At 57.0% G+C, this 19,357-nt stretch carries 16 protein-coding genes; 11 read left to right on the plus strand and 5 right to left on the minus strand.

Going from position 1 to position 19,357, the window contains the following annotated elements; all coding sequences use genetic code 11:
• Nucleotides 1-75 precede the first annotated feature (75 nt).
• The 7 genes from ACRZ9X_RS19800 to ACRZ9X_RS19830 all read left to right on the plus strand — a co-directional run bounded on the left by ACRZ9X_RS19800 (nucleotide 76) and on the right by ACRZ9X_RS19830 (nucleotide 7,566).
• Nucleotides 76-813 carry a GntR family transcriptional regulator gene (locus ACRZ9X_RS19800; RefSeq protein ID WP_480521797.1) on the plus strand — a complete coding sequence of 246 codons (738 nt, stop codon included), beginning with the start codon at nucleotides 76-78 and terminating at the stop codon, nucleotides 811-813.
• Nucleotides 810-1,862, plus strand: a complete 1,053-nt coding sequence (locus ACRZ9X_RS19805) for an aldo/keto reductase (protein ID WP_480521798.1) — start codon at nucleotides 810-812, stop codon at nucleotides 1,860-1,862. The genes ACRZ9X_RS19800 and ACRZ9X_RS19805 overlap by 4 nt, the downstream gene beginning before the upstream one ends.
• Nucleotides 1,852-2,280 carry an RbsD/FucU family protein gene (locus ACRZ9X_RS19810; RefSeq protein WP_480521799.1) on the plus strand — a complete coding sequence of 143 codons (429 nt, stop codon included), beginning with the start codon at nucleotides 1,852-1,854 and terminating at the stop codon, nucleotides 2,278-2,280. The genes ACRZ9X_RS19805 and ACRZ9X_RS19810 overlap by 11 nt, the downstream gene beginning before the upstream one ends.
• On the plus strand, nucleotides 2,277-3,107 hold the full coding sequence (locus tag ACRZ9X_RS19815; RefSeq protein WP_480521800.1) for an amidohydrolase family protein: 831 nt from the start codon (nucleotides 2,277-2,279) through the stop codon (nucleotides 3,105-3,107). The genes ACRZ9X_RS19810 and ACRZ9X_RS19815 overlap by 4 nt, the downstream gene beginning before the upstream one ends.
• A 1-nt stretch (nucleotide 3,108) precedes the next feature.
• On the plus strand, nucleotides 3,109-4,221 hold the full coding sequence (locus tag ACRZ9X_RS19820) for a fumarylacetoacetate hydrolase family protein (RefSeq protein WP_480521801.1): 1,113 nt from the start codon (nucleotides 3,109-3,111) through the stop codon (nucleotides 4,219-4,221).
• A 13-nt stretch (nucleotides 4,222-4,234) separates the two neighbouring features.
• Complete coding sequence (locus ACRZ9X_RS19825; RefSeq protein WP_480521802.1) at nucleotides 4,235-5,740, plus strand: aldehyde dehydrogenase (NADP(+)); 1,506 nt, start codon at nucleotides 4,235-4,237, stop codon at nucleotides 5,738-5,740.
• Between the two features lie 143 nt (nucleotides 5,741-5,883).
• On the plus strand, nucleotides 5,884-7,566 hold the full coding sequence (locus ACRZ9X_RS19830) for an AMP-binding protein (protein ID WP_480521803.1): 1,683 nt from the start codon (nucleotides 5,884-5,886) through the stop codon (nucleotides 7,564-7,566).
• 155 nt (nucleotides 7,567-7,721) lie between these two features.
• Here the strand turns inward: ACRZ9X_RS19830 and ACRZ9X_RS19835 are convergent, their stop codons facing one another.
• Nucleotides 7,722-8,372, minus strand: coding sequence for a TetR family transcriptional regulator C-terminal domain-containing protein (locus ACRZ9X_RS19835; RefSeq protein WP_480521804.1), 651 nt, complete (start codon nucleotides 8,370-8,372; stop codon nucleotides 7,722-7,724).
• A gap of 105 nt (nucleotides 8,373-8,477) precedes the next feature.
• Between ACRZ9X_RS19835 and ACRZ9X_RS19840 the strand changes: the two genes are divergently transcribed.
• Nucleotides 8,478-10,937 carry a GcvT family protein gene (locus ACRZ9X_RS19840; RefSeq protein WP_480521805.1) on the plus strand — a complete coding sequence of 820 codons (2,460 nt, stop codon included), beginning with the start codon at nucleotides 8,478-8,480 and terminating at the stop codon, nucleotides 10,935-10,937.
• A gap of 1,146 nt (nucleotides 10,938-12,083) precedes the next feature.
• On the opposite strand, the gene ACRZ9X_RS19845 is transcribed toward ACRZ9X_RS19840, so the two are convergent.
• The 3 genes from ACRZ9X_RS19845 to ACRZ9X_RS19855 all read right to left on the minus strand — a co-directional run bounded on the left by ACRZ9X_RS19845 (nucleotide 12,084) and on the right by ACRZ9X_RS19855 (nucleotide 15,161).
• The gene (locus ACRZ9X_RS19845) at nucleotides 12,084-13,607 is read right to left on the minus strand and encodes a tripartite tricarboxylate transporter permease (RefSeq protein ID WP_480521806.1); all 1,524 of its coding nucleotides are present in this window, start codon (nucleotides 13,605-13,607) and stop codon (nucleotides 12,084-12,086) included.
• A 1-nt stretch (nucleotide 13,608) separates the two neighbouring features.
• Nucleotides 13,609-14,100, minus strand: a complete 492-nt coding sequence (locus ACRZ9X_RS19850; protein ID WP_480521807.1) for a tripartite tricarboxylate transporter TctB family protein — start codon at nucleotides 14,098-14,100, stop codon at nucleotides 13,609-13,611.
• A gap of 80 nt (nucleotides 14,101-14,180) precedes the next feature.
• Nucleotides 14,181-15,161, minus strand: coding sequence for a Bug family tripartite tricarboxylate transporter substrate binding protein (locus tag ACRZ9X_RS19855; RefSeq protein WP_480521808.1), 981 nt, complete (start codon nucleotides 15,159-15,161; stop codon nucleotides 14,181-14,183).
• A gap of 109 nt (nucleotides 15,162-15,270) precedes the next feature.
• Here ACRZ9X_RS19855 and ACRZ9X_RS19860 point away from each other — a divergent pair, with 109 nt between their 5' ends.
• From ACRZ9X_RS19860 to ACRZ9X_RS19870, 3 genes are read left to right on the plus strand one after another with little or no spacing between them, the layout of a single operon-like run.
• Nucleotides 15,271-15,936 carry a response regulator transcription factor gene (locus ACRZ9X_RS19860; protein ID WP_480521809.1) on the plus strand — a complete coding sequence of 222 codons (666 nt, stop codon included), beginning with the start codon at nucleotides 15,271-15,273 and terminating at the stop codon, nucleotides 15,934-15,936.
• The gene (locus ACRZ9X_RS19865; protein WP_480521810.1) at nucleotides 15,933-17,309 is read left to right on the plus strand and encodes a sensor histidine kinase; all 1,377 of its coding nucleotides are present in this window, start codon (nucleotides 15,933-15,935) and stop codon (nucleotides 17,307-17,309) included. The genes ACRZ9X_RS19860 and ACRZ9X_RS19865 overlap by 4 nt, the downstream gene beginning before the upstream one ends.
• A complete protein-coding gene (locus ACRZ9X_RS19870; RefSeq protein ID WP_480521811.1) occupies nucleotides 17,279-18,301 on the plus strand; it encodes an ABC transporter substrate-binding protein in 1,023 nt (340 codons plus the stop codon). Before ACRZ9X_RS19865 ends, ACRZ9X_RS19870 begins: the two co-directional genes overlap by 31 nt.
• Before the next feature lie 10 nt (nucleotides 18,302-18,311).
• Here the strand turns inward: ACRZ9X_RS19870 and ACRZ9X_RS19875 are convergent, their stop codons facing one another.
• Complete coding sequence (locus ACRZ9X_RS19875) at nucleotides 18,312-19,211, minus strand: mechanosensitive ion channel family protein (protein WP_480521812.1); 900 nt, start codon at nucleotides 19,209-19,211, stop codon at nucleotides 18,312-18,314.
• Nucleotides 19,212-19,357 lie beyond the last annotated feature (146 nt).

A 19,357-nucleotide genomic window follows, 5' to 3' on the forward strand; every position in this document is an offset into this window, starting at 1 on the left:
CGCTAAATTGGCAGCAGTGCTAAACCGCCCCTCACCACTTGTCAACTAACATGTTAGTATGGTAACCGGCAGCTTATGAGCAAACCCCAGGACATCAACGCGCTTCTCCTCAGAGACATCTCTTCCGGTTCAGGATCGCTTGGTCAAAGGGTCTATAAAGCAATTAAGCAAGCCATTTTATCCCTGGACTTTGCACCCGGAGAAATCCTGAGGAAAGCCCCGATATGTGGGCGTCTCGGCGTGTCGCGCGCGCCTGTAGCCGAAGCGATTGCCCGGCTGGCCTCGGAAGGTCTGGTGGATGTTGTACCGCAGTCCGGAACGCGCGTGTCTTTTCTGTCGATGGCCGAAATTCGTGAAGGCATGTTCCTGCGCGAGGCGCTGGAATTGGCAACCGTAGCCAAGGTAACCCGCGATCTTACGGAAGACCAGAACGTCAAACTGAATCGCAACATGCGTCTTCAATCTCTTTTGGTCGAAGACCAAGACGTCCGGGGCCTTTATGAAGCGGATGAAGAATTTCATGCACTGCTCATGGAGTTTACGGGTTTTGCCCGTCTGGCGGATGTCGCGAAAACCGTGTCGTTGCAGGTCAGCCGCGCCCGGCTGTTGCTGTTGCCCACGCCCGGACGCGTCATCGAAACGCTGGGCGAGCATCGCGCAATTCACATAGCCATTCAGAACCGTGACGAGCACGCCGCGCAGGCGGCGATGCGGCGGCATCTTGGTCAGTTGTTGCCACGGATCGAGCTGTTGCAACAGGATCAACCCCATCTTTTCACCCAATCCACGCAACCGACCCGAGAGGCAGGATGACTGTTTTAAGCACCGAACTTCTGAACAACCGCACAATGCGCCCGGTTCCCCTGACCCGTATGGGATTTGGCGGTGCAGGGCTGGGGAATCTGTATCGAAAGGTCTCGGAAGAAGACGCACAGGCGGCGTTACAGACCGCCTATGATGCAGGCATCCGTTTTTTTGACACCGCGCCCCAATATGGTCTGGGCCGGTCCGAGACCCGCTTTGGCGATGCAATCCGGCGCTTTGGGCGCGAGAACATTCAGCTAAGTACCAAGATCGGGCGGTTGCTGTTGGACTGTGAACCCCATGAGGTGACGCCGGAATCCTTTGTGGACGTCCCGCAAAAGCGCATTGTGTTCGACTATACCTATGACGGTGTCATGCGATCATATGAAGCCAGCCGGGACCGCATCGGAGTGGCGAACGCAGATATTCTGCTGGTCCACGATGTGTGTGTCTTCAGTCAGGGCAGTCAAGAGATGTCGGACGCCAAGGTCCGCGAACTGTTTGACGGAGGCGGGTACAGGGCATTGGTCGAGTTGCGCGACGCAGGGGAAATCGCGGCCATCGGTGCGGGTGTGAATGAATGGCAGGTTTGCGAAAAACTTCTGGGGTTGGGTGACTTTGACGGCTTCCTTCTGGCCGGGCGCTATACTTTGCTGGAACAGGAGGCATTGGACAGTTTTTTGCCGCTTTGCGAAAAGCGCGATGTCGGCATTATTCTGGGCGGGCCTTACAATTCCGGCATCCTTGCCACAGGGGCCGTACCCGGTGCCAAATACAACTACGCCGACGCGTCGGAGCAGATCCTTGATCGCGTTCGCAAGATCGAGACCGTTTGCGCCTCACATAACACGCCCCTGATCGCCGCTGCCCTGCAATTCGTTCTGGGCCACCCCAGCGTCAAGACAGTGATACCCGGTGCCGTGAACGCTGCCGAGGTTCAGGCGAACGTGGCCTTGCTGAACCACGAGATTCCCGCTGACCTGTGGTCCGACCTGCGCAGCGAAGGCCTGATCCGCGCGGACGCCCCTTTACCGTCGGAGGCCGCTCATGTTGCGTAACATTGATCCCATTCTGTCGCCGGAATTGCTTTTCACCTTACGGGCTATGGGCCATGGCGATGAGATCGTGATCGCGGATGCCAATTATCCGGGCTCCAGCACAAGTCCAACGTGCATTCGGGCGGATGGCTCGACAGCCAGCGATGTCTTGCACGCCGTGCTGAGCGTCATGCCTCTGGACCGATTTGTCCCGGACCCGGCCCTGACCATGCAGGTCGTCGGCGACCCTGACGCCACGCCGGATGCCGTAACCGATTTTCAGCGCATCATCCATGAAATGGCCGACAACCCGGTACAGATTCAGAGTTTGGAGCGGTTCGCATTCTATGACCGCGCCTCTACGGCTTTTGCAATTGTCCAGACAGGCGAGCGCAGACTCTATGGCAATATCATCCTCAAAAAAGGTGTTGTGGAATGAGACTGGATGCGCATCAGCATTTCTGGGCCTTGTCCCGCGGCGATTATGGCTGGCTGACACCAGAGCTGACACCTCTTTACAGGGATTTCCTGCCGGACGACCTAAGCCCTCTTCTGGCGAAAGCCGGGATCGAAGGGACTGTGCTTGTTCAGGCCGCCCCGACGCGGGCGGAAACCGAATTCATGCTGTCGCTCGCAGACCAAACACACTTCATCAAAGGCGTCGTCGGTTGGGTCGATTTCGAAGCCGCAGACGCTCCGGCGCAGATCGCGGGTTTTGCGGCGCATCCCGCTTTTGTAGGGCTGCGACCGATGATACAGGACATCGCCGATCCGAACTGGATGACAAATGACGCGCTGACACCCGCGTTTGAGGCCGTTCAGCACCATAACCTGACCTTTGACGCGTTGACCTTGCCCCAGCACCTTGCCCCATTGCGAAAGCTATTGGCGCGGCACCCCGAGATGACAGTTGTTATAGATCACGGGTCCAAACCTTTGATCAAGGACGCCGTAATGGACGGCTGGGCAGACGACATGGCGGCATTGGCCCGAGACACGACTGCATGGTGCAAACTGTCCGGCCTGGTAACCGAGGCGGCGTCAGACTGGAAAACCGAGGATCTGACACCCTATGTTCAGCATCTGCTGGACACATTCGGGCCGTCCCGACTGATCTGGGGCAGTGACTGGCCGGTCTGTACATTGGCCAGCAGCTATGATCGCTGGGTCGACACAACGGATACGCTGCTGCGCGCCCTGTCGGACAGCGAGCGCCGCGCAGTGCTGGGCGGAAACGCTGCAAAAGCATACAACCTGAGAGACTGAAATGACTTCACTGAATCTGGAGCCCGGCGGATTGTGGCTGGGCCGCATCGAACGCGCGGATATTGGCCCCTGCGTGGTAACACTGCGCGACAGCCAGATCATAGATATAACATCCAAGACAGCCCCAACCGTCCGGGACATTCTGGAAAGGGAAGACGCTGCGGAATATGTCCGCAATGCAAAAGGGGTCTCACTCGGACCGACGGACGCAGACCACCAATGGCTGGCGCCCTGCGATCTTCAGGCGGTCAAAGCCTGCGGTGTGACCTTTGCCCGCTCCATGGTCGAGCGCGTGATCGAAGAACAGGCGGCAGGCGATCCGGCCAAGGCCGAGGAAATCCGTGCCAGAATAGGCGCGCGCATAGGAGACAGCCTGTCGAACATCGTTCCGGGCTCACCAGAGGCCGCAGCGGTCAAGGATGCGTTGATATCGGAGGGGCTGTGGAGCCCTTATCTGGAAGTTGGAATAGGCCCGGACGCTGAGGTCTTCTCGAAAGCGCAGGTTTTGTCTTCCGTCGGCCATGGTGCCCTGATCGGACTGCACCCGATCTCGACCTGGAATAATCCCGAGCCCGAAGTCGTGCTGGTGGTCACGTCCAGGGGCGAAATCAAAGGCGCAACGCTGGGCAATGACGTGAATCTGCGCGATGTCGAAGGGCGATCGGCCTTGTTGCTGAGCAAAGCCAAGGACAACAACGCATCCTGTGCGATTGGCCCGATGATCCGGCTGTTCGACGACACGTTTACGCTCGACGATGTCCGATCTGCCGAGTTGACTTTGACTGTAACGGGGTCAGATGGTTTTGTGCTGAACGGGCATTCATCCATGTCTCAGATCAGCCGCGATCCCGTCGATCTCGTCAACCAGACCATTGGTCGGCACCATCAATACCCTGACGGATTCCTGCTGTTTCTCGGAACACTGTTTGCACCGACACAAGATCGCGACACGCCGGGCAGCGGATTCACGCACAAGCTTGGCGACATCGTCACGATAACCAATGACAAACTGGGCGCACTGACAAACACGGTACGCCTGTCGACCGAATGCCCCGAGTGGCAATTTGGGGCCTCCCACCTGATGCGAAACCTGGCCGCTCGCGGCCTGATTTAAGAAAGACCTGTATATGTTGACCGGAAAACACCTGATCGCGGGAGAATGGGTAGATACAGACACCAAGTTTGCGTCCCAACCCGCCCATGGACCAAGTCACGAATTCTCGACAGGAACTGCTGCGCATGTCGATGCCGCCGTCAGAGCCGCAGAAGAGGCGTTTGTGTCATACGGGTGGTCCTCTCGGGCGGATCGTGCCGCGTTCCTGCACAAAATTGCCGATGAAATTGACGCACGCGGGGACATCATCACCGAGATCGGTTGCCAGGAGACCGGACTGCCCGAGGCACGTCTACAAGGAGAGCGCGGTCGAACCGTCGGGCAGCTTCGCCTCTTTGCGGATCATATCGAGCAGGGGGATTATCTGGACCTTCGTCGCGACCCAGCAATGCCGGATCGCGCACCCCTGCCCCGCCCGGACCTGCGGATGATCCAGCGCCCGATTGGCCCGGTTGCGGTCTTTGGCGCATCGAACTTTCCACTGGCTTTCTCGGTTGCGGGTGGCGACACCGCTGCGGCACTGGCTGCGGGTTGTCCGGTCGTCGTCAAAGGCCACCCCGCCCATCCGGGCACCGGAGAGATAGTGGCACAAGCGATTGAGGCTGCGGTGAAAGCAACCGGGCTTCATCCTGGCGTTTTCTCGTTGGTTCAAAGCGACGGGATCGAGGTGGGAACCGCTTTGGCTCAACATCCGCTGATCCGGGCTGTCGGGTTCACGGGATCACTGCGCGCCGGGCGTGCGCTGTTCGATCTTTGTGCTCAACGCCCGGAACCCATACCGTTCTTTGGCGAACTCGGCTCAGTTAATCCGATGTTTGTTCTGCCCGAGGCCGCCCGGACCCGCGGTGCTGACATAGGCTCTGGTTGGGCTGGATCGTTGGCCATGGGAGCAGGCCAGTTCTGCACCAACCCCGGAGTTGCAATCATACTTGACGGAGATGGTGCCGAGGCACTCCAATCCGGCGCTCGGACGGCTCTTGAGGACATGGCCGAACAAACCATGTTGACCGAAGGGATCGCTGCGGCGTATCAGGCAGGTGTGGCCCGAATAGCTTCCGCATCAGGCGTTGCGCAAGTGGTTCGGATGGACAGCGCTCCACGCTGTGCCGCCCCCAACCTTTTTGTCGTTTCGGGCGACGACTGGTTGTCGGACTCCAATCTTCATGCAGAAGTCTTTGGACCCGTTGGGATCATTGTTCGTGTGCGAGACGCCGATCAGATGCTTGAGGTGGCCCGGTCCATCGAAGGTCAACTGACCTGCACCCTGCACATGGACGATACCGACGCCGCGATTGCGAAAAAACTGATGCCTGTACTGGAGCGGAAAGCGGGCCGTTTGCTGGCCAACGGTTTCCCCACTGGCGTTGAGGTTTGCGACAGCATGGTTCACGGCGGCCCCTACCCCGCATCTACCAACTTCGGGGCTACATCGGTTGGTACCTTGTCCATTCGACGTTTCCTGCGTCCGGTTTGTTACCAGAATCTGCCGACAGGCTTACTTCCCGAGGCAATGGGATAAAACGAAATATGGGTTGAACCCCGAAAAACCCGCGGTGTTCCGGCACCGCAGATGCCGGCTTGCGAGTATCGTCGACAATCAATTGGGGCAGCGGCGCCGCGCGCCAGTATTTCTTTGGGCACAAGCTAGGTTTTAGTCGTGCAATGTGCAGGCGACTGGCTGTAACCTGTCCTGAATGCGTCTTTTCGGGAGGACAGGTCTTGTTGCAGAATTTTGATGCGTTGGGGCCAAACGCGGCCAATTTCGTTCCACTTTCACCCTTGTCATTTCTGGCGCGTGCGCGCGATCTGCACGCAGATCGCGTGGCTGTCATCTATGAGGATGTGCGCCGCATCTGGTCTGACATCGTGGACCGCTCCTATGCGATCGCCAGCGGATTGCGCGCAATGGGGATCAAAAAAGGCGACACGGTCTCTGTGTTGTGCCCCAACATTCCCGAGCTGTTCGAGCTGCACTTTGCCGTTCCCTTATCCGGCGGGGTTCTGAACACCATCAACGTCCGTCTCGAAGCGGAAACAGTCGCCTATATTCTGGATCATGCCGACAGCCAACTGGTGATTGTCGACCGCGAATTTGTTCCACTTCTTTCACAAGTGTTCGAACGGATGGGAAGTAAGATCCCGGTCATTGAAATCACCGACCCCAATATCGGATCGACCGAAACGCTTGGGGGCCGCGACTATGAGGATTTGGCAGCGGCCGCGCTTGATCCAACGCTCAGTGATTTACCCGAAGATGAGTGGGACGCAATTGCCTTGAACTATACCTCGGGGACATCTGGACGGCCGAAGGGTGTGGTTTACCATCATCGCGGCGCATATCTGATCGCGATGGGCACCGTTGCAGCCTGGCAGATGCCGCATTATCCGGTCTATCTGTCCGTGGTTCCGATGTTTCATTGCAACGGCTGGGGTCATCCCTGGGTCATGGCGATCCTCGGGGCAACATCCGTCTTTACGCGCATTCCCGCCGCAGATCGGTTGTTGAACGCGATCCGCACGCACGGTGTCACACATCTGGGGGCAGCGCCAATCATCCTCCAGATGATGGCTGAAAGCGAGGATGCGGGCGACGTGCCCTTTGATCCACCGATCAACGTTCTGACAGCGGGCGCACCACCGCCGCCCTCGATTCTGGAAAAGACCAGAGCAATGGGGCTCGACGTCATGCATGTGTACGGACTGACCGAAACCTACGGGCATATTTCGCAGTGTCTGTGGCAAGCTGAATGGGAGGACAAGGACCCGGCGGAACAAGCCCTGTTGCAGGCCCATCAGGGCATCGCGCTTCCGGTTGTCGAGGCCGTGACCGTCGTCGACGAGGCAACGGGAAAAGAAATTGCGCGGGACGGAGAAACGCAAGGAGAAATCGTCATTCGCGGCAATACAGTAATGAAAGGTTACTACAAGGACCCTGAAGCCACCAGCCGAGCCTTCAAGGATGGTTGGTTCTGGTCCGGCGACGCGGCGGTCATGAAGCCGAACGGTTATATTCAGATCAAGGACCGCTTGAAGGACGTGATCATTTCAGGAGGCGAAAATATCTCATCCGTTGAGGTCGAAGCTGTCTTGTACCGCCACCCCGCGGTGCAAGCTGCCGCTGTAGTCGCAAAGCCCGATTCCAAATGGGGCGAAGTGCCTTGTGCCTTCGTTGAATTGCGACCCGGGCACGAAGCCCGGGAAGAGGAACTCATTGCCTTTTGCCGCGACCATCTGGCTGGTTTCAAAACACCAAAGGCAGTCGTTTTCGCCGAGTTGCCCAAAACCTCCACCGGTAAAATTCAGAAGTTCCAGCTTCGAGAAATTGCCAACAGGACAACGACCTGAACCAGCGGCGACCGGACCAGACTGCTGGTCCGGCCAACCAGGCCAAAAGCACAGTTTCATGATCGGACTGACGGCACCCAAATACGCAAAATCTTAGGTATTAAGTTTCAACTTGTGCCTCGTGCATAACCGGGGCAATTCCCGCTTTAGCGCAATTAGCTTACTGTTTTGGTCTGAGCCTCAAGCTCAATGCCAAGCACCATTGCCAGATAAGTCAGCACCTGCCTTTTTGATTTGTCGCGCGTGAACCTGGCTGGATACATCAGCATGTTCAGCCAAAGCCCGTCAAACATGCCCTCAAGCGTGAGTGCGACCTGTTCGGCATCCGCTGTGGTGGCTTTACCTTCAGCAATGATGTTGCCAATCAGGAACGTGCAAATGTCCTGCCGTTCCATGTCGATCCGCGAAGTGATCGCCCGGTAGGTCATGCGATGCCCTGCTTCGCCAAAGAAAGCAAACCAAACCGCCAACTTCTTTCGGGTACATATACGCGGGTGAAACTGCGCGGCGACGATCAAAGAGAGCTTGTCGATATCCGAAAGATCATTGCGCCGTGCCCCCTCCATCCACATTTCGCGATGTTCCGCAGCGAGGTGCTTAAGCGTTTCGGACAACAACGCTTCCTTGCTTTTGAAGTGAAAATTGGCCAACCCAAGCGACAGCCCGGCTTCAGTTGCAATGGCTGTCAAAGTTGTCCCGGATATCCCTTTGCGGGCAATGCAGTTGATCGTTGCATCGATCAACTGCTTGCGGCGCACCTCTGGCGGTGCAGTTCGCTTTTTTCGAGGGCGCTCGTCCGGGGTCATTTTCTTTCTCTATTGAATGTTTGTTCAATCAATAATTTGATTTTTGACCCTCGTCAAATGTAGGATTTGATCAAATCTCGATTCGCTTAACGCCAGGAGAACCCGATGAACAAGCCCCTTCCCCAACATGCTCAGACAGTCATCATCGGCGGCGGCTCCATTGGTTGCAACACCGCGTATCACTTAACAAAACTGGGCATGTCGGACGTTATTGTTCTGGAACGGAACCAGCTGACATCCGGCACAACCTGGCACGCGGCGGGCCTGATCGTTGCCGGTCTGCTACCGTCCGAGGCAGAGTGCGAAATCTACACGCATGGGCGCGATCTGTATGCCAGGCTCGAGGCCGAAACGGGCGTCCCAACGGGATTCCGCAACGTTGGCTATTTGCAGGTCGCCAGCAATCAGGAACGCGTACACGAGATGCGCAGGCTGGCCCCTTTCATGCGACGCCACGGTATCAATATCTACGAGGTTTCGCCCAAAGAAGCGGCTGATCTGTTTCCCATCGGGGACCTCAGCGACGTACTGGCCGGATTTTATATCCCCGAAGACGGACGTGCCAACCCTGTGGACGTGACCATGTCGTTGGCAAAAGGTGCTCGCATGGGAGGGGCGCAGATTTTCGAGGGTGTAACCGTATCAGATATTCTGACCCGCAATGGCACCGCCACAGGAGTCCGCACGGCGGATGGGCAGTCGATAGCCGCTGAAAATGTGGTGATCTGCGGTGGAATGTGGTCGCGCCAATTGGGGGCGAAAGCCGGCCTGAACCTGCCGCTGCAGGCTGCAGAGCATTATTACCTTATTACCGAGAATATCGACGGGCTCAGCCGCGACCTGCCTGTTTTGGAAGATCCCTCAACCTATACCTATTACCGCGAAGAAGTGGGCGGACTAATGTTGGGCCTGTTCGAGCCTGGGGCCGCACCATGGAAACTGGACGGTATTCCCGATACCTTCGCCTTCGGCGAGATTGAGCCCGATTGGGACCGGGTCGGCCCTCATCTTGAGAAAGCCTATTCCCGCGTTCCAGACGCCCTCAATGTCGGTGTTCGGAAATTGTTTTGCGGACCAGAGAGCTTTACCCCGGACCTTGCCCCGCTGGTCGGGGAAACCCCGGAACTGCGAAACTGTTTCGTCGCCTGCGGCATGAATTCTTTGGGTATTTTGAACGGTGCTGGCACGGGTAAAGTACTGGCACAGTGGATTGTCGACGGCCATCCGCCGATTGATGTGACCGGTATAAATGTCAATCGCTTTACCCGCCATCAAGCAACCCGTGCGTTTCGCCGGGACCGTGGTCCCGAGTTGTTGGGAAAGATGTTCGGGCAACATTTTCACAACGAAAGCTACCACACCGCGCGCGACTTGAAACGGTCTGTTTTGCACGACCGGCTTGCAGCCAGTGGGGCGTATTTTGTGGAAGGGCACGGCTGGGAAATGCCGGACTGGTTCGCGCCGACACCTGGCGAGGCCAAGATCGAAAAGTTCAGTTGGTTCCGCCAGAACTGGTTCGAATGGCATGCCGAGGAACATAAGGCTGCCCGCGAAGACGTCATCATCATGGACATGTCCACAATGTCCAAATTTCAGGTTGAAGGCCCCGATGCGCTTGCCCTGTTGGACCGCTTGTCCTGCAACGACATCGATGTTGAACCCGGCCGGGTGGTCTATACCGCTTGGGTCAACGCCAAAGGCGGATTCGAAGCGGACCTGACCGTGACCCGTCTGGCCCCGGATCAATTCATGGTGGTGGTTGGTGAAAACAGTCACGGGCACACTCAGATGCGCATGAGGCGGCACATTCAGACCGGTGAAACAGTCGTTATCACCGACGTGACGGCGGCCATAACGCAGATCAATATCCACGGGCCAAAAGCGCGGCTTTTGATGCAGAAGGTGACATCGGCAGATATGTCCAACGCGGCCTTTCCCTTCATGACCTGGCAGGATATCGACGTCGGATATTGGGTTGTGCGGGCGTTGCGCGTCACCTTCGTGGGTGAACTGGGCTGGGAGCTTCAGGTTCCCTCCTACGCGGCCGTTCAGGTCTATGACCTGTTGAAAGAGGCCGGTCGCGATCTGGGTCTTCGGGACGCGGGAATGCAAACCCTGAACTCGCTGCGGCTTGAGAAGGCCTATCGGGATTTTGGTCTGGACGTGGACAACACCGACAACCCTATCGAGGCCGGGTTGGGGTTCGCTGTGAAAATCGACAAACCTGGCGGGTTCATTGGTCGTGACGCGCTGGCCGCAATCAAATCGCGGGGTGTTCCGAAAACAAGAATGCTGCAATTCCTTTTGATGGATCCCGAACCGCTGCTGTATGGCAACGAAATGCTTTATCTGAACGGCGCAGAGGTCGGGCATCTGCAAATCGGCGGCTATGGGCACAGTCTGGGTGGAGCCGTCGGTATAGGCTTCGTCGAACTCGACCAACCACTGACCCAATCCCGCGTTCAGGACGGAATGTGGGAGGTCGGAGTAGCGGGCCGCCGAGTTAAGGCCACAGCCTCTCTCAAGCCGTTATACGATCCCAAGATGACCAAAGTGAGATCGTGACCCGCGCTACAGGCTTTGCTCAAAACAGTTGGGCCGCATCGCTGGGTCATTGAATACACTTAAACCCCTGATAGGTCGCGCTAGAGTCAACATGCGCGTCTTGGAACACACGACATGTGTTGCCACTAGCTCAACGACCGAGGCGATTTCAGGCGGACGACCACGTCCAACGGTTCTGCATCAGTGAGAGCAATGATCGCCAATCGCGCGCGCCCAGAGCAGTTCCGAATTCCCGACCTGTAGGGATTCTAAAAGCTACGTTCAAAACGGTCGCAAGCAGGAATTGGACGTACTTCTCCATCTGAACGCCGTCACAAATGCAATTCTGGCATCATTTTTTGCTTCGAATAAGTCCATGAGACCAAAGCTCACACTTTCAATCACGGCCTACGCACGGTCATCTCGTTCGAACTTACCCAGTATTAAGGGACAGCCAACACAGGCTGTCCCTCGAGGATAACATGACGCTCATCTGATACCGCTGATTGGGCAATGCATGGCAGAACGTGTGGATGGCGGCGTCCGGCGCAGGACTGAACCCTTCGCGAGCCAGAAGCACGACGTCCGAGGTGCCCAGACAACCAAATCCGTCCCCTTCGTGTCTGAAAACCATAGGCGCTTTGACTACACAAACCCAGATATGACCAAGGGCGTTATTGCGAACATCTCTGTCGCACGCTCTAATGGTGTCAATTGCGATCTTCGCGTCATTGGCACCGACACTCTCACGCAAATCGATGTATCTGAGCAAAAGCGCGGCTCAAAGATCAAGCTAGACGATGGGGTGTCAGGCCGAGCAAGACAACAGAACGGTTCGGGATACATGAAGGCACTGTAAGAAACTGTCGTGACATCCCGGACGCCAAAATTGACGACATTTTGCCATCACTCATTGCAAACATCAGGGCATACGCGAACCCATTCAAGTGATGCTGAAATCGGCACCAGCTCCACTGATAGTGCCTATGTTTCGATGGGCAATACGGTCTCGGACATAACCGCGCAGGGCCCATGATCATCGACACGTAAATGTCGCGCCGAGGCCAAGTCAAACTCACAGTCGGCGAGGCAAATCGTCTTTTCATCACAAAAAACAAGCCCCGAGTTGCATGATGCAACTCGGGGCCAGTCGGTTGGTAAACCTGATCAATCGCCGTCGGCGACACCCTCGGCACGAGCCCTGGCGCGGCGCTGGCGGTAGCTCGGAAGAACCACCAGAACGACCGCGAGGATCAGCAAACCCAGGGTCATGGGGCGCTGCCAGATGAAGCTCATGCCATCGTAAAGCTGCATCGCACGTGAGAAGTTGTTTTCCAGCAGTGGGCCCAGGATGAACCCGATCAGCAATGGTGCAAGCGGATAATCCGCAAATCGCAAGATCGTGGCGCAGACCCCGAACCCGACCAGAATAAGAAGCTCAGTCGAATTGTTCTGCCCGATATAGGCCCCCATCAGAGTGAAGAACAAAATGAACGGGATCAGGAAGTTGCGCGGAACGGCCAGAATTTTGGCGATGTAGGGAATGAGCGGCAGGTTTAGGATCAGCAAAACCAGATTGCCCAGATACATCGAGATGATCACGGCCCAGAAAATCTGCGGCTCGTCCACCATCAGACGCGGCCCGGGCGATACATTCAGCGCGATCAATGCACCCAGCAGGATCGCGGTTGTTCCCGAGCCCGGAATGCCGAGCGTCAGCAGCGGTACAAAAGAACCCGTGCAGGCCGCGTTATTGGCGCTCTCCGGTGCCGCGATCCCTTTGACCGAGCCCTTTCCGAACTGCTCTTGTTCTTCTTTTGAGGCGATGTTGCGCTCAACCGCGTAGCCTAGGAATGAGGCAATGGTCGCCCCTGCCCCGGGCAAAACGCCGATAAAGAACCCTTGGATGGACTGGCGACCGATCACCGGCGTGATTTTGCGAGCTTCTTCGCGCGTGATCCGTAGATCCTTGATCTCGCCTGCATTCTCGCCGTCACCGGTTTTGGAACGGTTGGGGTCCAGCACCAGATAGATCGCCTCGGGCAGCGCGAACATCGCCATCGCCAGAGTGATGAAACCAAACCCGGATTGCAGGTCCATGATCCCCATCGTGAAACGCGGCGCGTTGAACAGGACACCTTCACCGACGGTCGCCATGATCAGGCCCAGAAAGGTCATCAAAAGCGCCTTGCTGACCTGACCGGTTCCGGCAAAGGCGGCGATCGCGGAAAGACCCACTACCATAAGCGCAAAATACTCGGACGAATGGAACAGAAGGGCCACCGATGCCAGCGCCGGGGCGAATATCATCAACAGGACAGCGCCGATACTGCCACCCGCAAAGCTTGAGATCGCGGCGACCGTCAGCGCTTTGCCGGCCTTGCCTTGCCGGGTCAAGGGATAGCCGTCAAAGCTCGTTGCCACGGTTGAGGCCACCCCGGGCGCGTTGATCAGGATTGAAGAGGTCGAGCCCCCGAAAACCGCGCCATAATACACCCCCGCCAACAGGATCAGGGCGGCAGAGGGATCGCCGATGGTGATGGCGACGGGGATCATGATGGCGATGATCGACATCGGGCCAAGACCCGGCAGCATGCCGATAAAAGTCCCGATCAGACAGCCGCCGATCACCATCAGGATATTCGTGAATGTGAAAGCCGTAGACAGGCCTGTCATAAGTCCTTCAAGCATCTCAACCTCCGTTCAGAAATGAAGGCAAAGGGCTCAGGAAGATGCCCAGCACGGCATCAACCAGATACCAGATGCTGCCTGCAGCGATTGCCGCGACCACGGCCATCAGCACATAGCGGCGTTCCCCCAAAAGGAAGCTGCCACAGGTCAGGAACAAGAACGTTGCCGCCAGAAAACCCAGTGGTCTGAGCAACAGAGCATAAGCCACCATCAGACCCAACAGAGACAGGGCTTGCCCGACATTGTACTCTCCCAGCCGGGACAGGTTGATGTCTGCAGCGTCTTCTTTCTTCTCGGTCTTTTCCAGACCCAGCAAAATGGCCAGAGACAACAGAATTCCGCCCGCTGCGAGGACCTTAGGGAACGTAGACGGCCAAATCGGCCGCTGCTTCATGATTGGCGGCAAAAGCCCGTCCATTGTGAAATAGGCCGCATAGCCGTAAGCAAGACACAGCAGCAGGATGACAAGCGCAATCCAGCGATCTATCGCCATCGTCCCCTCCCTCGTTTATCGTTGCTGCGTCCGGGCAAACCCGGACGCATGAGTGGTTTTTTGGAGCTTTCAGAGCGGGCTTACAGGAAGCCCAGCTGGCGCATCAGATCACCGATGACCTGTTCCTGGTTTTCGAGGAAGGTCTGGAAATCAGTGCCGGGGTTGTGGATGTTCACCCAACCGTTACGCGAACGAACCTCTTCCCACTCGGGGGTGTCGTACATCTTGGCAATTGCGTCCTGATAGGCTGCAAGCTGATCGGCCGGCAAATCCGGTGCCGCAAAGAACCCACGCCAGTTGACAAAAGTTGTGTCATTGCCCTGTTCGACCATGGTCGGCGCGTCCGGATATGCCTCGACACGATCCGAGGCTGTCACGCCGATGACGCGAACCTCACCCGCCTTGGCCAGTTCGACCGCTTCCGAGAACCCGGTCGACACGGCCTGAACCTCGCCGGACAGCAGACCAGCCATGGTTGCGCCGCCACCATCGTAGGGGACGTATTTCATCGCAACCGGATCAGCTCCCGCGGCCTGGAACACCATTGCCGCGACCAGATGGTCCATACCACCCGGCACCGAGCCTCCACCGACGGCAACACCGGACGGATCTGCGTTAAAGGCCTCGATCAGGCCATTCACATCCTGAATGTCGCTGTCCGCAGCCACAACCAGAGCCGCGTAATCGCCGATTGTCCCGGCCACCAGTGTCAGATCGCGGAAGCTTTGTGGAAACACCCCGGTCAGCGAGCGGATCACGATGGGGGTCGAGTTTACCATCAGCGTGCCGTGATTGCTGGCCGAGTTCTCGATCAGGTACCCGATGGCCTTGCCACCGCCACCACCAGACATATTCTCGTAGCTGGCCGTGCCCACGAGGCCGGACTTGGTCAGCGCCTCGCCGGTTCCGCGTGCAGTGCCGTCCCAACCACCACCGGCACCGCCGGGGATCAGAAAGTGGATACTGTCAACGACTTGCTTGTCATCCGCAAAAACCGGGCCCGCGAGACCCAGTGATGCAACGGCAGCAATTACGGCGCGACGGCCGAACTTGAATTTCATTACGATTTCCTCCCATTTGACAACGGCCGTTCTTGCCGCTCATGTTTTGGGACTTTGACAATCTAATCTGACACGGACCTGACACAGGCCCAGAGAGCCGAATCCGACGATGCGATACCTGCTGATCGAAGACAATGAAACGCTGGCCCGCGCCGTCGTGGACCGCCTGAGCCTGGACGGTCACGTCGTGGACCACGCTGCAGATCTGGCAACGGCACATGACTTCACGGCCACAACCGATTACGATTTGATTTTGTTGGATATTATGCTTCCAGACGGGGACGGGCGCACCTTTTTGGCAGGCCGCCGCGAAGCCAAATCCCGCACGCCGGTTATCGTGTTGACCGCGCGATCCGAGGTCTCGGACCGGGTCGGGTTGCTGGATCTTGGTGCCGACGATTACATGGTGAAACCGATCGACTTTTCCGAGCTGGAAGCCCGCTGTCGCGCCGTGTTAAGACGTCGGGGAGGTGAAGCCCGGAACGTGATTTCCTTTGGTGATCTGGAATATGATTCTCTGGCCGGAGCACTGAAGATCGGTGGTTCCGAGGTGCGCCTGCGCACCCGAGAGCTTCGCCTGTTCGAAGTTTTCATCAACGCGCCCAACCAGCTGTTTTCCAAATCCAAGCTGGTTGACCGGTTGTTTTCCTATGACGAGGAAGCCTCGGAAAATGCAATTGAGGTCTATGTCGGGCGTCTGCGCCGGTGTCTTGAGGGTTCAAACGTGGCCATCACGACTGTGCGCGGACTGGGCTATAAACTGGAACAGAGATGACGGCCCCGAAGACCAAAGGATCCATTCGTCGGCGCTTGTTGATCCTGCTGTTGTTCAGCGCAGCGGTGCTGGGGGTTCTTTTATATGTCGTGGTACAATCGGTTGCCCGGCAGATCGCGCAGGAAAGTCAGGACAATATTCTGGCAGCATCAGCGATTTCGATACTCGATAGTGCACGCGTGACAGATGGCGAGGTCTCGATCGATCTTCCCTATTCGGCACTGTCGATGCTGGACAGCGTGACGGACGAAAAAGCCTTTTATGCCATGCGGCTAGACGATGAGTTTCTGTCCGGATATGAAAACCTTCCGAAATCCGGAGACTACGCAAGAGGCGATACGGCCTTTCGCTCGGCTTCATATCTGGGTGAGGACATCCGCATCGCATCCACCCGGCGTAGTTTCTCCACCGATGAAGGTCAGGCCTTTCTGGAAATATCCGTGGCTCAGACGCTGACCGGGCTGAACCGCACGTTGGCCCGAATTTCGCGTATTTCACTCGGCGTTGGCCTCAGCTTTTTTGCGCTGTCGACCGTGCTGGCGGTGTTGATTGCACGCAGCACCATTGACCCGTTGCACCGGTTGACGGCTTCGGTTTCGCGCCGGGGGCCAAGCGATCTGCGCCCGGTCGCGGCCCCGGTTCCCAGCGAAATGGCCCCGCTGGTATCATCGCTGAATACCCTGATGGGTCGTCTGCAACATTCCCTTTCCCGATCCGAGGATTTCATCGCCGAGGCCGCTCATCGTGTGCGCACGCCACTTGCCATCGTGCGCACTCAGGCTGAAATCACACTGCGGCGGGTCGAAAAACCGGAAAACAAACAAGCGGTCCGCGAAATGATCCGGGCCATTGACGAAAGTTCCCGGACGGCGGGCCAATTGCTCGATCACGCAATGGTAACGTTCCGCACCGATGACCTGTCCAAAGAGACCATCCGCCTCGATACGCTGGCGCAGGAAACGGTCGCGCGTCTGCAACCGCTGTCCGAGATGAAAGAGGTTGAAGTCAGAACCGTCCGCCTTGATCCCGTCGTCATTCGGGGCGACGCCATCCTTTTGCAGAATGCAATGCACAATCTTCTGGACAATGCGCTGAAATACTCGGCCCGGGACAGCCTAGTCGAAGTTTCGGTTGAGAAGGGTCCATCGGACATTACCATTCAGGTATCCGACACTGGATTGGGCTTTCCCGATCTGGAAGTGGACAAACTATTGGACCGGTTTGCACGGGGTAAGAACGCGCAGGGCGTGGTCGGATCCGGGCTGGGTCTGACCATCGTTGACGAAGTGGTCCGCGCGCATGGCGGCACGATGAAGCTGACAAACAAAGCAGGAGGTGGCGCATGCGTGGTCTTATCATTTCCCTTGGAATGATCGTCTTGGCGTCGGCGTCCAGCGCCTTTGAAGTCGAGGATCACGCGACTTTCGGCAAAGAGGACGCCGACCAGGTTTTGCGGATCATTTCCACCGCCGATATCAACTTTTTCGAACCCATGATCCGGTCTTATCTGGCAGACCACCCCGATGTCGCCGTCGACTACACAGTGGCAAGTTCAACCGAGTTGATGCACGCCCTTTACGAGGAAGGTTTATCGTTCGATCTGGCCATATCCAGCGCCATGGACCTGCAGACGAAGCTCGCAAATGACGGGCTGGCACAACGCCACAGCTCGAACGAAACCGAGGATTTACCCGATTGGGCCGTCTGGAACGAAATGGTATTTGCATTCACACAGGAACCTGCGGGGATCGTCGTTTCAAACAGGTTCTTTGCAGATATGGACATCCCGCTGCCCGAAAACAGGCAGGAGCTGATCAATATCTTGCGCCAAAACCCCACGGCTTTCGAGAAACAGGTAGGCACCTATGACATTCGCGAATCCGGGGCCGGGTATCTGTTCGCAACACAGGATGCGCGGGCCTCGGACACCTATTGGCGCCTGACGGAAGTCATGGGAACGCTGGACCCCAAGCTTTATTGCTGCACGTCTGACATGATCGACGACGTCATCAACGGTGAGTTGGCAATCGCATATAACGTCCTCGCGAGTTACGCCGAGAAAACCGAGCAGTCAGATACCTTTACCATCGTTTTGCCGTCCGATTTTGCGCTTGTAATGCTGCGAACCGTTCTGATCCCCTCTACGTCAGAAAACCCCAGACTGGCAGCCGGATTTCTGGACTTCGTTCTGGCGCAAACCTTTCCACGAGGCACTTCACCGTTGTTGCAATCCACCATGTTGGAGGATGCGAACGAAAATGCGTTGCGGCGCATCAGGCTTGGACCGGGTCTTTTGGTGTATCTTGACCAATTCAAGAACCGAAATTTCATCGCGGAATGGGAACGTGCAATTCTACAGGACTGAGTAAGCGGGATCACCGCACACTCACCTCGGCGAACACGTTTTGGCCCGGGAATGCAAATTCGACACGAGCTTCCGTAAAAACTCGTTTGATTTCAAACGCAAGGTCGTTACGCGCGCGCAACTCAGCCTCCCACTCGTTCGCGCCCACGAAGCAATCCACAAGCAGCGTAATCCAGCAGTCTTCAACTGAGAAAACCGTCACGAAATTCTGCGTATCTGCATCTTTCTGGAATTGCGGGTTTGACTCGATAAAGCCAGAGATCCGGGTACACACCTCGCGGATGCGCTCTGGCTCTGTGTCAAATGGCACGCCGATCTTCCATTGCAGCCGGCGCGCTGTACGGGACGAGAAGTTTATCAGCGGGGCATTTGCCAGCTCTGCATTCGGGACATGAATGACCGAGCGGTCGAATTTCCGGATCACCGTCGATCTGAGCTGAAGTTTCTCGACAATTCCGTCCGTGCCCGCCCCGAAATTAACCCAATCACCCTCGGAAAATCTCTGTTCTCCGGCGATATTCACTCCGGCAATCAGATTACGGATCAGATCTTGTGCGGCCAAAGCCACAGCAGCCCCGGCAATGCCGAGACCGGTCAGGGCCGGTCCCAGATCAATGCCCCAGTTTTTCAGAAGGACAACGAGCATGAGAATGGCAAGCAGCAGTCGGATGAATTGCGGCAGCCAGGTTTTGCGGATGACTTGGATTCCCGTTCCCAGATCGGAAACCTGCGCCAATGCACATTGGAGAAACGCATCAATCAGCCAAAAGACCGAGAACACCAAAAGGAGGCGCACAATGGTCTCCACCCAGCCCGCTAGCAGGCCCGGCAGCGTGAGTACCTGGAACGAAAGAAAAGCTGCTAGACAGACGCATAAGGCAGATGCCGCGGGCTTTGCGCCTTCCTGCACGTCGCGCGTTATGGAAATTTGCAGTTTCGAAGCTGCAAGCGCAACCAGACCGGTTGTTATGTTCGCAAAAACGCCGCGCATCAGCCAGACAGCCACCGGGAAAAGCAAAGCGGCAACTACAACACGCGGATCAGCAGAATCCCACC

This window comes from Ruegeria sp. AL1, assembly GCF_056540905.1.

What these genes read in the sequence shown, in the direction of transcription:
- ACRZ9X_RS19800 (WP_480521797.1), top strand. Translation starts at nt 76, where the DNA reads ATGAGCAAACCCCAGGACATCAACGCGCTTCTCCTCAGAGACATCTCT.
- ACRZ9X_RS19805 (WP_480521798.1), top strand. Translation starts at nt 810, where the DNA reads ATGACTGTTTTAAGCACCGAACTTCTGAACAACCGCACAATGCGCCCG.
- ACRZ9X_RS19810 (WP_480521799.1), top strand. Translation starts at nt 1,852, where the DNA reads ATGTTGCGTAACATTGATCCCATTCTGTCGCCGGAATTGCTTTTCACC.
- ACRZ9X_RS19815 (WP_480521800.1), top strand. Translation starts at nt 2,277, where the DNA reads ATGAGACTGGATGCGCATCAGCATTTCTGGGCCTTGTCCCGCGGCGAT.
- ACRZ9X_RS19820 (WP_480521801.1), top strand. Translation starts at nt 3,109, where the DNA reads ATGACTTCACTGAATCTGGAGCCCGGCGGATTGTGGCTGGGCCGCATC.
- ACRZ9X_RS19825 (WP_480521802.1), top strand. Translation starts at nt 4,235, where the DNA reads ATGTTGACCGGAAAACACCTGATCGCGGGAGAATGGGTAGATACAGAC.
- ACRZ9X_RS19830 (WP_480521803.1), top strand. Translation starts at nt 5,884, where the DNA reads ATGTGCAGGCGACTGGCTGTAACCTGTCCTGAATGCGTCTTTTCGGGA.
- ACRZ9X_RS19835 (WP_480521804.1), bottom strand. Translation starts at nt 8,372, where the DNA reads ATGACCCCGGACGAGCGCCCTCGAAAAAAGCGAACTGCACCGCCAGAG.
- ACRZ9X_RS19840 (WP_480521805.1), top strand. Translation starts at nt 8,478, where the DNA reads ATGAACAAGCCCCTTCCCCAACATGCTCAGACAGTCATCATCGGCGGC.
- ACRZ9X_RS19845 (WP_480521806.1), bottom strand. Translation starts at nt 13,607, where the DNA reads ATGCTTGAAGGACTTATGACAGGCCTGTCTACGGCTTTCACATTCACG.
- ACRZ9X_RS19850 (WP_480521807.1), bottom strand. Translation starts at nt 14,100, where the DNA reads ATGGCGATAGATCGCTGGATTGCGCTTGTCATCCTGCTGCTGTGTCTT.
- ACRZ9X_RS19855 (WP_480521808.1), bottom strand. Translation starts at nt 15,161, where the DNA reads ATGAAATTCAAGTTCGGCCGTCGCGCCGTAATTGCTGCCGTTGCATCA.
- ACRZ9X_RS19860 (WP_480521809.1), top strand. Translation starts at nt 15,271, where the DNA reads ATGCGATACCTGCTGATCGAAGACAATGAAACGCTGGCCCGCGCCGTC.
- ACRZ9X_RS19865 (WP_480521810.1), top strand. Translation starts at nt 15,933, where the DNA reads ATGACGGCCCCGAAGACCAAAGGATCCATTCGTCGGCGCTTGTTGATC.
- ACRZ9X_RS19870 (WP_480521811.1), top strand. Translation starts at nt 17,279, where the DNA reads ATGCGTGGTCTTATCATTTCCCTTGGAATGATCGTCTTGGCGTCGGCG.